Here is a 15,484-nt window from a genome sequence, read left to right as displayed (position 1 = left end):
CCCTTTTCCGGTGGCTCCGCGGCGCGGGGCGCGTCTGCGCCGCACCGCGCGCTGCGCGCGCGGGCGGCGAAGCCGGCGCGGGGCGCTCGGCTGCCAGTCGGCCCGCTGCGCGGGCCGTCGCGCGGTGCCGGGGCCGCAGGCCGTCAGGGCGGTCCGGTGGACCGGGGCGGGGAAGGGCGGGGGGTGGGTGGGGGAGAGCCGTGGCCAGGTGGCCCGCTGCGCGGGCCGTCGTCGGGTGTCGGTGATCGACGGGCGGGAAGTGGGGGGCGCGGTCACACTGGGGAGGTGGCCCCACGAGTGGATGGCGCGTCGTCCAGACAGCGGCTGTGGCGCCTGGTGCGGGTGGGTGGACTGTGTCTGGTGCTGCTGGTGCTGCTGGCGGGGGCTGGGCTGACCGCGCTCTACATCAAGTTCGACCGGAACATCTCGCAGATCGACATCGACGGCGCCCTCGGCCATGACCGGCCGGCGGACAGCCCCAACGGTTCCATGGACATCCTGGTGCTCGGCTCCGACTCCCGCGCCGGCACCGACGGCGAGTACGGCCGGCACTCGGGGGCCAGGGCCGACACCGCGATGATCGTGCACCTCAACGAGGCCAGGGACGCCGCCACCGTCGTGTCGATACCGAGGGACACCCTGGTCGAGCGGCCGAGCTGTGGGGGAGAGCCGGCCAGGAAGCGCACCATGTTCAACGAGGCCTACAGCGTCGGCGGGCCGGTCTGCGCCGTGAAGACCGTGGAGAAGCTGACCGGCGTGCGCATGGACCACTACCTGGAGGTCGACTTCGAGGGCTTCTCGCGGCTCGTCGACACGCTCGGCGGCGTCGAGGTCACCACCACCCAGGCCATCAGGGACGAGGACAGCGAGCTCGACCTGGCGGCCGGCACCCACACCCTCGACGGGGAGCAGTCGCTGGCCCTGGTGCGCACCAGGAAGGCGCTCTCCGACGGCAGCGACCTCGGCCGAATACGGCTCCAGCACTCGTTCGTCAGGGCCCTGGCCAGGCAGGTCGGCGGCATCGGGCTCTTCACCGACCCGCGCCGGCTCTACGACATCGCCGACACCGCCACCCGCTCCGTCACCACCGACTCCGGGCTCGGCTCGGCCGCGGACCTCGCCGGGCTCGCCCGCACCCTCAAGGGCATCGACCCGGAGTCGATGACCATGCTGACGATGCCCGTGACCTTCGATCCGAAGGACCCCAACCGGGTCGTCGCCATCGAGCGGCAGGCGACCCAGGTCTGGTCCGCGCTGCGCGCCGACCGGCCGGTGCCCGGCTCGGCGACCGAGGGCTCGGCGGCCGAGCCCCGGCCCAGCGAGCGCGAGGTGATCGCGAGGGAATAGCGGGAGCCCGGGGGCCGTTTTGGAGGGTGCGCACCAGTGCTGGCAGACTGGAGCGTCGGCCCCGGTTCACGGCGCGCATCCCGCGTGCCGACCCGGCGCCCTCCCGAACCTAGGAGAGACCCGTGAAGCGCGACATTCACCCCGCGTACGTCGAGACCCAGGTCAGCTGCACCTGTGGCGCGTCGTTCACCACCCGCTCCACCGTGAGCAGCGGAACCATCCGTGCCGACGTCTGCTCGGAGTGCCACCCGTTCTACACCGGCAAGCAGAAGATCATGGACACCGGTGGCCGGGTGGCCCGTTTCGAGGCGCGCTTCGGCAAGAACGCCGGGGCCAACCGCAAGTAGCGACCCCGACGGCGCCGGGCCCGGCCGCCCGTCCTGGGAGACCAGGAGGCGGCCGGACCGGCGCCTTTCGCGTCCGTGAGGGGGGCGCGTCAGACAAGAGGGGCGCGTCCCGTAAAGCCACCGTTACGCAGAGCTCAGGAGCAGTCACGATGTTCGAGGCGGTCGAGGAACTCGTCGGCGAACACGCCGACCTGGAGCGACGGCTCGCCGACCCCGGGATCCACGCCGACCAGGCCGCGGCCCGCCGGCTCAGCAAGCGGTACGCGGAGCTGACCCCGGTCATCACCACCTACCGCGCCTGGAAGGGCACCGGCGACGACATCGAGGCCGCCCGCGAACTCGCCGCCGAGGACCCGGAGTTCGCCGACGAGGTGAAGGAGCTCCAGGCCCGCCGCGACGAGTTGACCGACGAGCTGCGGCTGCTGCTCGTGCCCCGCGACCCGGCCGACGACAAGGACGTGATCCTGGAGATCAAGGCCGGCGAGGGCGGCGACGAGTCCGCGCTGTTCGCCGGCGACCTGCTCCGGATGTACCTGCGCTACGCGGAGCGCGTCGGCTGGCGCACCGAGATCATCGACGGCAACGAGTCGGACCTCGGCGGCTACAAGGACGTGTCGGTGGCCGTGAAGAGCCGCGGCACCCCCGCGCCGGGACAGGGCGTCTGGGCCCGGCTGAAGTACGAGGGCGGCGTGCACCGGGTGCAGCGGGTGCCGGCCACCGAGTCCCAGGGCCGCATCCACACCTCGGCCGCGGGCGTGCTCGTGCTGCCCGAGGCGGAGGACGTCGAGGTCGAGATCAACCCCAACGACCTGCGCATCGACGTCTACCGCTCCTCGGGGCCCGGCGGCCAGTCCGTCAACACCACCGACTCCGCGGTCCGCATCACCCACCTGCCCACCGGCATCGTCGTCTCCTGCCAGAACGAGAAGAGCCAGCTGCAGAACAAGGAGCAGGCGCTGCGCATCCTGCGCGCCAGGCTGCTCGCGGCGGCCCAGGAGGAGGCGGACCGCGAGGCGTCCGACGCCCGTCGCAGCCAGGTGCGCACGGTGGACCGCTCCGAGCGGGTACGCACCTACAACTTCCCGGAGAACCGGATCTCGGACCACCGGGTGGGCTTCAAGGCGTACAACCTCGACCAGGTGCTCGACGGCGAGCTCGACGCGGTCATCCAGGCCTGCGTGGACGCCGATTCCGCCGCGAAGTTGGCGGCGGCGCAGTGACCGTGAGATGCGTAGGGTGGGCAGCGTGACTGCATCAACCGGGCGGCCCGCCGGGGCGCCCTCCGGCCGCGGGGCGACCCGCTCCCTGCTGCTGGCCGAGGTCGCGCGGGCCACCCAGCGGCTGGCCGACGCCGGGGTGCCATCGCCGAGGTACGACGCCGAGGAGCTCGCCGCGTTCGTGCACGGCACCGAGCGCGGCCGGCTGCACTCCGTGCCCGACGCCGACTTCGACGCCCGCTACTGGGAGGCCGTGGCCCGCCGGGAGGCGCGCGAGCCGCTCCAGCACATCACCGGCCGCGCCTTCTTCCGCTACCTCGAACTCCAGGTGGGCCCCGGGGTGTTCGTGCCCCGCCCCGAGACCGAGTCGGTGGTCGGCTGGGCGATAGACGCGGTGCGCGCCATGGACGTGGCCGAGCCGCTGATCATCGACCTGTGTACCGGCTCGGGCGCCATCGCGCTGGCGCTGGCGCAGGAGGTGCCGCGCTCCCGCGTGCACGCCGTGGAGCTCGACGAGCGGGCCCTGGAGTGGGCCAGGAAGAACGCCGAGGGCAGCCGCGTCGTGCTGCACCACGGGGACGCCCGCACCGCCCTGCCCGAGCTCAACGGGCAGGCCGACCTGGTGATCTCCAACCCGCCCTACATCCCCCTCGGCGAGTGGGAGCACGTGGCCCCAGAGGCCCGCGACCACGACCCGGAGCTCGCCCTGTTCTCCGGCGAGGACGGCCTGGACACCATCCGGGGCCTGGAGCGGGCGGCGCACCGGCTGCTGCGGCACGGTGGCATGGTGGTCATCGAGCACGCCGACACCCAGGGCGGCCAGGTGCCCTGGATCTTCACCGAGGACCGCGGCTGGGCCGACGCCGCGGACCATCCCGACCTGAACAACCGGCCACGATTCGCCACGGCGCGTCGGGTCGCGCGGTGAGAGGAGGACCCTCAGTCATGGCACGTCGTTACGACTGCTCGGACCCGGTCGACCGCAAGCACGGGCTGCGGGAGGCCGCTTCCGCCGTGCGGCGCGGCGACCTCGTCGTGCTGCCCACCGACACCCTCTACGGGGTCGGCGCCGACGCCTTCAACACCGGCGCCGTGGGCGACCTGTTCGAGGCCAAGGGCCGCAGCCGCGGCATGCCGTCGCCCGTGCTGATCGGCTCGCCCAACACCCTGCACGGCCTGGTCACCGACTTCTCCGAACGCGCCTGGGAGCTCGTCGACGCGTTCTGGCCCGGCGCGCTCACCATCGTCGCCAAGCACCAGCCGTCCCTCACCTGGGACCTCGGCGAGACCCGCGGCACGGTCGCGGTGCGGATGCCGCTGCACCCCGTCGCGCTGGAACTCCTCAAGGACTTCGGCCCGATGGCCGTCTCCAGCGCCAACCTCAGCGGCCACCCGCCGCCAGTCGACTGCGACGGCGCGATGGACATGCTGGGCGACGCGATCGCCGTCTACCTGGACGGCGGGCCGACGCTGGACACCGTGCCCTCCTCGATCGTCGACGTCACCGGGAGCGTTCCGGTGCTGTTGCGCGCCGGGGCGGTGAGCGAGGAGGAGCTGCGCAAGGTCGTCCCCGATCTGGAGACCTCGCATTGACCCCGCCCGCGGCCAGCCCCGCGGACACCGGCAACACCGGCATACCGGCCCACGAGGTGCCCGGCGGTCCGCGGCAGGTCTTCCGGATACTGCACGTCAGCACGGGCAACGTGTGCCGTTCCCCGATCACCGAGCGGCTGACCCGCCAGGCCATCGCCGACCGCCTCGGCGGCTACACGGGCGGCCTGGTGGTGGAGAGCGCCGGCACCTGGGGGCACGAGGGCGCGCCGATGGAGGAGCACGCCGCCCAACTGCTCGCCGAGTACGGCGCCGACGCCGGGGGCTTCACCGGCCGGGAACTGCTCGACGAGCACGTGATTCAAGCCGATCTCGTGCTCACGGCGACCCGCGACCACCGGGCCCAGGTCATCTCCATGGGGCACTCGGCCGGACTGCGCACGTTCACGCTCAAGGAGTTCACCCGCCTGGTGCGGGCCATCGACATGACCACGCTGCCGGCGGCCACCTCGCCCGAGGGCCTGGTGGAACGGGCGCGGGCGCTGGCGCGCGCGGCGGCCGCGCTGCGGGGGTGGCTGCTCGCGCCCAACGCGGAGGCCGACGAGGTGCAGGACCCGTATGGTGCGCCCCTGCCCTATTTCCGCAGTATCGGCGAGGAGATCAACGCGGCGCTGGATCCCGTCGTCACGGCCCTGACCGGGGTGCCTTCGCGCGCACCATGGCGGTCGAGGGGGGCGCGGGCATGAGAAGGTGTTCCGCGGTAGTCCAGCGAGACCACTGGGGCATCTTGTGCGCGAATACCTGTTGACGCTCTGCGTCACCGCCGCCGTCACCTATCTGTTGACGGGTCCGGTGCGGAAGTTCGCGATCGCCTGGGGCGCCATGCCGGCGATCCGGGCGCGGGACATCCACCGCGAGCCCACGCCGCGGCTCGGCGGCATCGCGATGTTCGGCGGCCTGTGCGCGGGCCTCCTGGTGGCCGCGCAGCTGGAGAACATCGGCGAGGTGTTCCTCTTCTCGCAGGAGCCGCGGGCGCTGCTCTCCGGTGCCGCGCTGATCTGGATCGTCGGCGTCCTCGACGACCGCTACGGCGTGGACGCGCTGCTCAAGCTCGGCCTGCAGATGATCGCGGCCGGCGTGATGGTGCTCCAGGGCCTGACCATCCTGTGGCTGCCGGTGCCGACCGTCGGCATGGTCGCGCTCACCCCGCTCCAGGGCACGCTGCTGACGGTGGCCATCGTGGTGGTCACCATCAACGCGGTGAACTTCGTGGACGGCCTCGACGGCCTGGCCGCCGGCATGGTCTGCATCTCGGCGGCGGCGTTCTTCCTGTACGCCTACCGCATCTGGTACGGCTACGGCATCGAGGCGGCCGCCCCGGCGACGCTCTTCGCGGCCGTGCTGATGGGCATGTGCATCGGCTTCCTGCCGCACAACCTGCACCCGGCGCGGATCTTCATGGGCGACTCGGGGTCGATGCTGCTCGGACTGGTGCTCGCCGCGGGCGCGGTGTCCATCACGGGCCAGGTCGACCCGGACGCGATGGGCCTCGACCTGACCGGCCGGGAACGCACGGTGCAGCAGGTGCCGGTGTACATCCCGCTGCTGCTGCCGCTGACGATCATCGTGGTGCCGTTCATGGACCTGGTGCTGGCGATCGTGCGCCGGACGTGGAACGGACGCTCCCCGTTCAGCGCGGACCGCGGCCACCTGCACCACCGGCTGCTGGAGATCGGCCACTCGCAGAGCCGGGCCGTGCTGATCATGTACTTCTGGTCGGCGCTGATCTCGTTCGGCGCGGTGGCGTACTCGGCGCAGGCCGCCAACGAGTGGGCCAGCGCGTGGATCGTGCCGACGGTGGTGGTGCTGAGCGCGGTCGGCCTGATCGTGCTCCTCATGCCGCGCTTCACCCCCCGCGCCCCCCGCTGGGCGCAGAGCGTGGTGCCGCCTCGCTACCGCCGTGCGCCTGCCGGCGCCAGCGGCTCGAAGGTACGCGAGCCGGCGACGGCGGAAGCCGACACGGGCGCCCCCGCGGACCCGCTCGCCGCTGGCGCGGCAACCGTGCCGGCTTCGCCGGGTGGCGGCTCCTCGGCGGATGCCGAACGGCTTGCCGCTGGCGCGGCGCCGGCTTCGCCGGCTGGTGGGTCTTCGGCGGAGGCCGAGCCGCTTGCCGCTGGCGCGGCCGCGGCGCCGGCTGGCGCTGAGGTGGGCCTGTCGGCCGAACCGTTGGCCAATGGCGCGGCGGCGCCGGTCGCTTCGCCCGGCGGCGACGAACCGGCTTCGCCGGGCACCGGCTCCTCGGCGGATGCCGAGCCGCTTGCCGCTGGCGCGGCGACGGCGCCGGATGGCGCTGAGGTGGGCCGGTCCGCCGAACCGTTGGCCGCTGGCGCGGCAGCGCCGCCGGCTTCGCGGGGTGGTGGGTCTTCGGCGGATGCCGAGCCGCTTGCCGCTGGCACGCCGGCTTCGCCGGCGGACGCTGAGGCAGGTCTGTCCGCCGACCAGGCGGCTGGTGCGGCAGCGCCGGTCGCTGCGTCGGGCACCGGCTCCTCGGCGGACACCGAGCCGCTTGCCGCTGGCGCGGGAGCGTCGCCGACCGCCACGAGTGGGGGCGTCGATGCCGGCCTGTCGGCCGAGCTCGCCGCAGGCGGCGCCGCAGGCGGTGCCGGTTTGCCGGAGCACACGGTGGGGGACGCCGAGGCGGCCAAGCCCGCCGGGGGCGGCCGGCGGCCGCGGGGGGCCACGGCGGTCGGCGACCGGCAGCGGTTCGGCCGCCGGCGGATCGACAGTCGGTCATGAGGGCGGCTCGCCGGGCCGGCCAGGCCTCCCGTCGGCGGATCGACAGTCGGTCGTGAGGGCGGCTCCGGCTGGGCCGGCAAGGCCCTAGCAGATGACGATCTTCCCGTCAGCACCGCAACGGTTTGATTACCTCTCCCGTGTGAGGTCCTGCACACGAACTGGGTAAAGACCTCATCAAATAGTTTGTGATAGCGTTCACGAAACGCTCGTCAACTCGTCAACGACGACAGTCCCCGAAGCCCGCCGGAGAAACACTTCCATGCAGTCCAACGACGCCGCGATCATCCGTGGCGCCGCGATCCCCACTGCCGCGGTAGGTGTACTCGCCGTCGCCATCGGCGCGGCGGTGGCCGCGGTCGACGGCGCCGTCGGAGTAGCCCTTGGTGTGCTCCTCGCCGCCTTCTTCTTCGGCGGTGGCCTGCTCTCCCTCGGGTACGTCGGCCGGCGCTGGCCCGAGTTGTTCTTCGGCGCGGCCTTCCTGATCTACACCACGCAGATGGTGCTGCTGGCCGCCGCGCTCTTCCTGCTGCGCGACGCGTCGTTCCTCAACGCGCGTGCCTTCGCCATCGGCGTCGTCGCCGGTACCGTCGCCTGGCTCGGGGGACAGGTTCGTGCGCATGTGCGCATCAAGACCCCCTACGTGGTGCCCGAGTCCGCCGGTAGCCCGCCTGGTGGGCGGCCATGAGCGGCAGCGGCGACCGCGGGGGCTGTATAACGAGCCTCGTCGCGGGCTGCTATCGTCCGTCGCCGAGAGCCGAGTCGAGACCGGCGCGCGTGCTGTGCGGGACAGCGGTGCATGTGCCGACCGGCGTTTCTCCCGCCACACCCAGTCCAGTGCCGTTCCGTGGCATGCCGCCACGCCGACACGTAGAGGTTGCCGTATTCATGCGTCACGCCGAGGGAGCTCACGGTGAGTAACGAGGAAGTGCTCGCCTTCGAGACCGATTGCCACCTGTTCCAAGACTGCGGCTTCCCCGCCCCGTCGGTGTGGTCGTTCCTCTTCGAGCCGATCGCCCACATCGGTCCGATCGAGTTCAACAAGATCATGCTGCTGGCGTTCCTCGGCACGGCGCTGATCCTCACCTTCTTCTGGGCCGCCTTCGCCAGCCCGAAGGTGGTGCCGGGCAAGCTCCAGATGGTGGCCGAGGCCGGCTACGACTTCGTGCGCCGCGGTGTCGCCCGCGAGATCATGGGCAAGAAGGGCGAGCCCTTCGTCCCCTTCCTGGTCTCGCTCTTCTTCTTCGTCTGGGTCATGAACCTCTGGGCGGTCATCCCGTTCGCCCAGTTCCCCGTGACCTCGGCCATCGCCTTCCCGGCCGGCCTCGCCGTCGTGGTCTGGGTCACCTACATGACGGTCACCTTCCGGACCAACGGCTTCGTCGGCGGCCTGCGCAACCTCTGTGTGCCCAGCGGCCTGCCCAAGCCGATCTACGTGATCCTGACGCCCATCGAGTTCATCTCGAACGTCTTCCTGCGGCCCTTCACGCTGGCGGTCCGGCTCTTCGCCAACATGTTCGCCGGCCACCTGCTGCTGCTGCTCTTCACCATCGCCTCCTGGTACATGCTGGGGAGCTTCGTCGGCACGCTCTACGCGATCCCCTCGCTGACGCTGGCGCTGGTCCTGACGGCCTTCGAGATGTTCATCCAGGCCCTGCAGGCTTACGTCTTCGTCGTCCTGACCGCCAACTACCTCTCCCAGGCGCTCGAAGAAGCGCACTGAGAGCACCAAGCACAACCCTCCGGTGGGCGCTCACACCCCACCGGCCCACCACAGAGAAGGAATACAACGGACATGTCCGCAGCTCTCGAGACCCTCGCCGCCGCCGACTCCATCGGGGGCAGCATCAACACCGTCGGTTTCGGTCTTGCCGCCATCGGCCCCGGCATCGGCGTCGGCATCGTCTTCGGTAACGGCGTCCAGGCCATGGCCCGCCAGCCCGAGGCGGCCGGTCTGATCCGGACCAACATGCTGCTCGGCTTCGCCGTCATCGAGGCGCTGGCGCTGATGGGCTTCGTGCTGGCCTTCGCCATCTCCTGAGCTTCCGCACGAAGCTCTAACAGACGAGAGGTCCACCAACATGATCACGATGATCGAACTGGCGGCGGAGGAGCCCAACAACCCGCTGCTGCCCGTGTGGCCCGAGGTCGCTGTCGGTCTGATCTGCTTCGGCATCATCTTCTTCGCCTTCTACAAGAAGCTGCTGCCGAACATCAACAAGACCCTCGAGGAGCGCCGCGAGGCCATCGAGGGCGGTATCGAGAAGGCCCAGTCCGTGCAGGCCGAGGCCCGCCAGACGCTGGACAGCTACAAGGAGCTGCTGGCCGAGGCGCGGCACGAGGCCGCCCGGCTGCGCCAGGAGGCGCAGGAGCAGGGCGCCGCGCTCATCTCGGAGATGCGCGCGGAGGGGCAGCGGCAGCGTGAGGAGATCATCGCCGCCGGTCACGCCCAGATCGAGGCCGACCGCAGGCAGGCCACCGAGCAGCTGCGGCAGGACGTCGGTCAGCTGGCCATCGAGCTGGCCGGCCGGCTCGTGGGCGAGTCCCTGGAGGACCACGCCCGGCAGAGCCGCACCATCGACAGGTTCCTCGACGAGCTCGAGGAGCAGGCCAGCGGCTCGGTCCCGAGCCGTTCCGAGGCTGGTCGATGAGGTCGACCGACAGCAGGGCGAGCCGCCGGGCCGGTGCCCGGCGGCGTCCGGCCTGTGAGCGGCAGCGAGTGAGAAGGGGAGCGTGACCAGAATGATCGGAGCGAGCCGTGAGGCCGTCGAGGCCGCGCGCGAGCGGCTTGACGCGCTGACCGACAACACCCGCGTGGACGCCGCCGCGCTGGCCGCCGATCTGGCCGCGGTCACCGTGCTGCTCGATCGCGAGACCGCGCTGCGGCGGCTGCTGACCGACCCGGCGCAGCCGGGCGAGGCCAAGGCGGACCTGGTCGGCCGGCTGCTCACCGGGCAGGTGAGCGGGGAGGCCGTCGACCTCGTCTCGGGCATGGTCAGGTCCCGCTGGTCCAGCTCCCGCGACCTGGTGGACGCGGTGGAGGGGCTGGCCGACAGCGCCGACCTGATCGCGGCCGACGAGGCGGGCGTGCTGGACACGGTGGAGGACGAGCTGTTCCGGTTCGGCCGGATCGTCGTCACCTCGCCGGAGCTGAGCGCGGCGCTCAGCGCCAAGGACACCGACCCCGAGCGGATCGCCGCCCGGGCCGGGCTGATCCGGGAGCTGCTCGGGGGCCGTGCCCACGAGGTCACGATCCGCCTCGTCACGAGGCTGGTGGAACGGCCGCGGGGACGTAGCCTGGACAGTGGGCTGGACGACCTGTGCTCGCTGGCCGCCGCGCGGCGTGGCCGCTCGGTCGCCGTCGTCACCTCGGCGGTGCCGCTCAGCGACGCGCAGCGGGACCGGCTCGGCGACACGCTGGCCCGGCTCTACGGCCGGCCCATCCAGCTGAACCTGGACGTCGACCCGGCGGTCATCGGCGGGATCTCGGTCCGGGTGGGTGACGAGGTCATCCACGGCACCATCGCCGACCGGCTCGACGAGGTCAACCGGCGGATGGCCGGCTGACCCGCCGACGCGGGGGAGCGCCACCTGACGGCGCCACCAACTCAAGAAGCAGTACTAGCGGCCCGAGTTGGGCCGTAGTGGACGTACTTACGGGCCCAACAAGGAGAGCAGGGAACCCAGATGGCGGAGCTCACGATCCGGCCGGATGAGATCCGGGACGCACTGGAGAACTTCGTCCAGTCGTACACGCCGGACGCGGCCTCGCGCGAAGAGGTCGGGACGGTCAGCGTTGCCGGCGACGGCATCGCGAAGGTCGAGGGACTGCCCTCGGCCATGGCGAACGAGCTGCTGGAGTTCGAGGACGGCACCCTCGGCCTCGCCCTCAACCTCGAGGAGCGGGAGATCGGCGTCGTCGTCCTCGGTGAGTTCAGCGGCATCGAGGAGGGCCAGCCGGTGCGCCGCACCGGCGAGGTGCTCTCGGTGGCCGTCGGCGACGGTTACCTGGGCCGGGTCGTGGACCCGCTGGGCAACGCGATCGACGGTCTTGGCGAGATCGAGACCACCGGGCGTCGCGCCCTGGAGCTGCGTGCCCCCAGCGTGATGCAGCGCAAGTCGGTGCACGAGCCCATGGAGACGGGCTACAAGGCCGTCGACACCATGACCCCGATCGGCCGCGGCCAGCGTCAGCTGATCATCGGCGACCGCCAGACCGGCAAGACGGCGCTCGCGGTCGACACGATCATCAACCAGCGCGACAACTGGCGTTCCGGCGACCCGAGCAAGCAGGTCCGCTGCATCTACGTGGCGATCGGCCAGAAGGGCTCCACCATCGCCTCGGTGCGTGGCGCCCTGGAGGAGGCCGGCGCGCTGGAGTACACCACCATCGTGGCCGCCCCGGCGTCCGACCCGGCGGGCTTCAAGTACATCGCCCCCTACACCGGCTCGGCCATCGGCCAGCACTGGATGTACGACGGCAAGCACGTCCTGATCATCTTCGACGACCTGTCGAAGCAGGCCGACGCCTACCGTGCCGTCTCCCTGCTGCTCCGCCGCCCGCCGGGCCGCGAGGCCTACCCGGGCGACGTGTTCTACCTGCACTCCCGGCTGCTGGAGCGCTGCGCCAAGCTGTCCGACGACATGGGCGCCGGCTCGATGACCGGTCTGCCGATCGTGGAGACCAAGGCCAACGATGTCTCCGCGTTCATCCCGACCAACGTGATCTCGATCACCGACGGTCAGTGCTTCCTGGAGTCCGACCTGTTCAACGCGGGCCAGCGCCCGGCGCTGAACGTCGGTATCTCCGTCTCCCGCGTCGGTGGCTCCGCGCAGCACAAGGCGATCCGGCAGATCACCGGTTCGCTCCGCGTGGACCTGGCCCAGTACCGCGAGCTCGAGGCGTTCGCCGCCTTCGGCTCCGACCTGGACGCGGCCTCCAAGGCCGCCCTGTCCCGTGGCCAGCGCATGGTCGAGCTGCTGAAGCAGGAGCAGTACAACCCGTACCCGACCGAGAACCAGGTCGTGTCGATCTGGGCCGGCACCAACGGTCTGATGGACGACATCCCGGTCGGCGACATCCGTCGCTTCGAGCGCGAGCTGCTCGACTTCCTGGGCCGTGAGCACAAGGGTCTGATGACCTCGATCCGCGAGGGCGGCAAGATGTCGGACGACACGCTCGAGGCCGTCGCCGCCGCCGTCAACAAGTTCAAGTCGCAGTTCGAGACGGCGGACGGCAAGCTGCTGGGCGAGGGCTGATCCATGGGCTCCCAGCTTCGGACCTACAAGCGGCGGATCAGGTCGGTCTCGGCGACCAAGAAGATCACCCGCGCCATGGAGATGATCGCCGCCTCGCGGATCATCAAGGCGCAGCGCCGGGTGGCCGCGGCCACGCCGTACGCCGACGAGCTCACCAACGCGGCGAGCGCGGTGGCGTACGGCTCGGAGGTCAAGCACCCGCTGACCACCAAGCTCGAGCGGCCGCGCCGCGCCGCGATGCTGCTGATCACCGCGGACCGCGGCCTGGCCGGCGGGTACTCGTCCAACGCGATCAAGGCGGGCGAGCACCTGACGGGCGAGCTGGTGGCCGCCGGCATGGAGGTCGACACCTACATCGTCGGCCGCAAGGGCGTGACGTACTACGGGTTCCGTGAGCGCCCCTTCGTCCAGTCCTGGACGGGGTTCACGGACAACCCGACGTACGCCGACGCCAAGGAGATCGCGGCGCCGCTGATCGAGGCGATCCGCAAGGACTCCGACGAGGGTGGCATCGACGAGCTCCACATCGCGTACACGGAGTTCGTCTCGATGATCAGCCAGACGCCGGTCGAGCAGCAACTGCTGCCGATGGAGCTCGGCGGCTCCGCCGAGGAGTCCGCCGAGACCTTCAAGCGCGGCGGCGCGCCGCGTCCGCTCTACGACTTCGAGCCGTCGGCCGAGCAGGTCCTCGACGCGCTGCTGCCGCGGTACGTGGAGAGCCGGATCTACGTGGCGCTGCTGCAGGCGGCCGCCTCCAAGCACGCCGCGACCCGGCGGGCCATGAAGTCGGCGACGGACAACGCGGACGAGCTCATCAAGTCGTTCACGCGGCTTGCCAACGCGGCCCGCCAGGCCGAAATCACCCAGGAAATCACCGAGATCGTCGGTGGCGCGAGCGCCTTGGCCGACGCGACCGCGGGAAGTGAACGCTAACCATGACCACTGCTGCTGAGGCGGCCACCAGCAAGGCCGCGGCCACGGGCCGGATCGCCCGAGTCATCGGTCCGGTCGTCGACGTGGAGTTCCCCGTCGACGCCATGCCGGACATCTACAACGCCCTGACGGTCGAGGTCGCCGACCCCGCCGAGAAGGGCACCACCAGGACGCTGACGCTCGAGGTGGCGCAGCACCTGGGTGAGGGCCTGGTGCGCACCATCGCGCTGGAGCCCAACGACGGTCTGGTGCGTCAGGCGCCGGTCACCGACACCGGCCGTGGCATCTCGGTGCCGGTCGGCGACGTGACCAAGGGCCGGGTGTTCAACACCCTGGGCCAGATCCTGAACGAGCCGGAGGCCGAGTCCGAGGTCACCGAGCGGTGGGACATCCACCGCAAGGCGCCGGCGTTCGACCAGCTCGAGTCCAAGACCGAGATGTTCGAGACCGGTCTGAAGGTCATCGACCTGCTGACCCCGTACGTCAAGGGCGGCAAGATCGGCCTCTTCGGCGGCGCGGGCGTGGGCAAGACGGTGCTCATCCAGGAGCTGATCATCCGCGTGGCCCGGCTCCACGAGGGTGTGTCGGTGTTCGCCGGCGTCGGCGAGCGCACCCGTGAGGGCAACGACCTGATCGAGGAGATGGCGGAGTCGGGCGTGCTCCCGCAGACCGCGCTCGTCTTCGGTCAGATGGACGAGCCGCCGGGCACCCGGCTCCGGGTGGCGCTGGCCGGTCTGACGATGGCGGAGTACTTCCGCGACGTCCAGAAGCAGGACGTGCTGTTCTTCATCGACAACATCTTCCGCTTCACCCAGGCCGGCTCCGAGGTCTCCACGCTGCTGGGCCGCATGCCGTCCGCGGTGGGCTACCAGCCCAACCTGGCCGACGAGATGGGCGTGCTGCAGGAGCGCATCACCTCCACCCGCGGTCACTCGATCACCTCGATGCAGGCGATCTACGTCCCCGCGGACGACCTGACCGACCCGGCGCCGGCGACCACCTTCGCCCACCTGGACGCGACCACGGTGCTCTCCCGCCCGATCTCGGAGAAGGGCATCTACCCGGCGGTCGACCCGCTGGACTCGACCTCCCGGATCCTGGACCCGCGGTACGTCGCGCAGGACCACTACGACTGCGCGGCCCGCGTCAAGGGGATCCTGCAGAAGTACAAGGACCTGCAGGACATCATCGCGATCCTCGGTATGGACGAGCTGAGCGAGGAGGACAAGCTCACCGTCCAGCGCGCCCGCCGGATCGAGCGCTTCCTGTCGCAGAACACCCACGCGGCGAAGCAGTTCACCGGCCTCGACGGCTCGGACGTGCCGCTGGAGGAGACGATCGCGGCGTTCAACGCGATCGCCGACGGCGAGTTCGACCACTTCCCCGAGCAGGCGTTCTTCATGTGCGGTGGCCTGGACGACCTCAAGGCCAAGGCCAAGAAGCTGGGCGTTTCCTGACCCTGGTTCGGTCCCGTGGGGCGGGGTACCCGATCTCGATCGGGGGCACCCCGCCCCACGGGTGCCAGGGGACGCCAACTATTCTTTGAGCAAGGAGAGAGGGGAGCCATCGTGGCTGAGCTGCACGTCGAGTTGGTCGCCGCGGACCGCCAGGTCTGGTCGGGCGAGGCCAGCCTGGTCGTGGCGCGCACCACCTCCGGCGACATCGGCATCATGCCTGGCCATCAGCCGCTGCTCGCGGTGCTCAAGCCGGGTCCGGTGACCATCCGCACGGCCGGCGAGAGCGGTCAGGGCAGTGTCGTGGCCGCCGTGCACGGCGGGTTCGTCTCCTACACGGACGGTAAGCTGTCGCTGCTCGCGGAGATCGCCGAGCTGTCGGAGGAGATCGACGTCGAGCGCGCCGAGCGCGCCCTGGAGCGGGCGAAGGCGGAGTCCGACGCTCCCGCCGAGCAGCGTGCCGACGTGCGGCTGCGGGCCGTGGCGGCGAGTCGCTGACGCGCGGCCGGCCGCCAGCGGCCGGCCACCATCTTCTTCGGCAGGCGAAAACGGGGCAGCCGGCACGGGACACGGCACGAGGCGA

15 protein-coding genes and 1 pseudogene are annotated in these 15,484 nt (G+C 71.1%); all 16 read left to right on the top strand.

Annotation, left to right across the window (positions count from 1 at the left end):
- Nucleotides 1-285 precede the first annotated feature (285 nt).
- The gene (locus RNC47_RS15600; protein ID WP_394814789.1) at nt 286-1,347 is read left to right on the top strand and encodes an LCP family protein; all 1,062 of its coding nucleotides are present in this window, start codon (nt 286-288) and stop codon (nt 1,345-1,347) included.
- A gap of 122 nt (nt 1,348-1,469) precedes the next feature.
- Nucleotides 1,470-1,694, top strand: coding sequence for a 50S ribosomal protein L31 (gene rpmE / locus RNC47_RS15595; RefSeq protein WP_311599230.1), 225 nt, complete (start codon nt 1,470-1,472; stop codon nt 1,692-1,694).
- Between the two features lie 149 nt (nt 1,695-1,843).
- Complete coding sequence (gene prfA, locus RNC47_RS15590; RefSeq protein WP_311599228.1) at nt 1,844-2,914, top strand: peptide chain release factor 1; 1,071 nt, start codon at nt 1,844-1,846, stop codon at nt 2,912-2,914.
- A gap of 25 nt (nt 2,915-2,939) precedes the next feature.
- On the top strand, nt 2,940-3,839 hold the full coding sequence (gene prmC, locus RNC47_RS15585; RefSeq protein WP_311599226.1) for a peptide chain release factor N(5)-glutamine methyltransferase: 900 nt from the start codon (nt 2,940-2,942) through the stop codon (nt 3,837-3,839).
- A 17-nt stretch (nt 3,840-3,856) separates the two neighbouring features.
- Complete coding sequence (locus RNC47_RS15580; RefSeq protein ID WP_311599224.1) at nt 3,857-4,504, top strand: L-threonylcarbamoyladenylate synthase; 648 nt, start codon at nt 3,857-3,859, stop codon at nt 4,502-4,504.
- Between the two features lie 41 nt (nt 4,505-4,545).
- Nucleotides 4,546-5,208, top strand: coding sequence for an arsenate reductase/protein-tyrosine-phosphatase family protein (locus tag RNC47_RS15575; RefSeq protein ID WP_311599245.1), 663 nt, complete (start codon nt 4,546-4,548; stop codon nt 5,206-5,208).
- 43 nt (nt 5,209-5,251) lie between these two features.
- A pseudogene (locus RNC47_RS15570) lies at nt 5,252-6,431 on the top strand (MraY family glycosyltransferase); the annotation flags it as partial.
- Between the two features lie 1,086 nt (nt 6,432-7,517).
- A complete protein-coding gene (locus RNC47_RS15565) occupies nt 7,518-7,943 on the top strand; it encodes a hypothetical protein (RefSeq protein WP_311599222.1) in 426 nt (141 codons plus the stop codon).
- Nucleotides 7,944-8,183: 240 nt separating this feature from the next.
- Complete coding sequence (gene atpB, locus RNC47_RS15560) at nt 8,184-8,978, top strand: F0F1 ATP synthase subunit A (protein ID WP_387087907.1); 795 nt, start codon at nt 8,184-8,186, stop codon at nt 8,976-8,978.
- A 72-nt stretch (nt 8,979-9,050) separates the two neighbouring features.
- Entirely contained in the window at nt 9,051-9,296 is a 246-nt protein-coding gene (gene atpE / locus RNC47_RS15555) for an ATP synthase F0 subunit C (RefSeq protein WP_311599219.1), read from the top strand.
- Between the two features lie 49 nt (nt 9,297-9,345).
- Entirely contained in the window at nt 9,346-9,906 is a 561-nt protein-coding gene (locus RNC47_RS15550; RefSeq protein WP_311599243.1) for a F0F1 ATP synthase subunit B, read from the top strand.
- 91 nt (nt 9,907-9,997) lie between these two features.
- Entirely contained in the window at nt 9,998-10,822 is an 825-nt protein-coding gene (locus RNC47_RS15545) for a F0F1 ATP synthase subunit delta (RefSeq protein WP_311599242.1), read from the top strand.
- Between the two features lie 120 nt (nt 10,823-10,942).
- Nucleotides 10,943-12,514: a F0F1 ATP synthase subunit alpha gene (atpA, locus tag RNC47_RS15540; RefSeq protein ID WP_311599217.1), complete on the top strand. Its 1,572-nt coding sequence runs from the start codon at nt 10,943-10,945 to the stop codon at nt 12,512-12,514.
- 3 nt (nt 12,515-12,517) lie between these two features.
- Entirely contained in the window at nt 12,518-13,447 is a 930-nt protein-coding gene (locus RNC47_RS15535; protein ID WP_311599216.1) for a F0F1 ATP synthase subunit gamma, read from the top strand.
- A 2-nt stretch (nt 13,448-13,449) separates the two neighbouring features.
- Nucleotides 13,450-14,904, top strand: coding sequence for a F0F1 ATP synthase subunit beta (atpD, locus tag RNC47_RS15530; protein WP_311599214.1), 1,455 nt, complete (start codon nt 13,450-13,452; stop codon nt 14,902-14,904).
- Between the two features lie 111 nt (nt 14,905-15,015).
- Nucleotides 15,016-15,399, top strand: coding sequence for a F0F1 ATP synthase subunit epsilon (locus tag RNC47_RS15525; protein WP_311599213.1), 384 nt, complete (start codon nt 15,016-15,018; stop codon nt 15,397-15,399).
- Nucleotides 15,400-15,484: the final 85 nt, after the last annotated feature.

The organism is Streptomyces millisiae, from assembly GCF_031845425.1.
GTDB classification, from domain to species: domain Bacteria; phylum Actinomycetota; class Actinomycetes; order Streptomycetales; family Streptomycetaceae; genus Streptomyces; species Streptomyces millisiae.
This window is presented reverse-complemented; position numbering and strand designations above follow the sequence as displayed.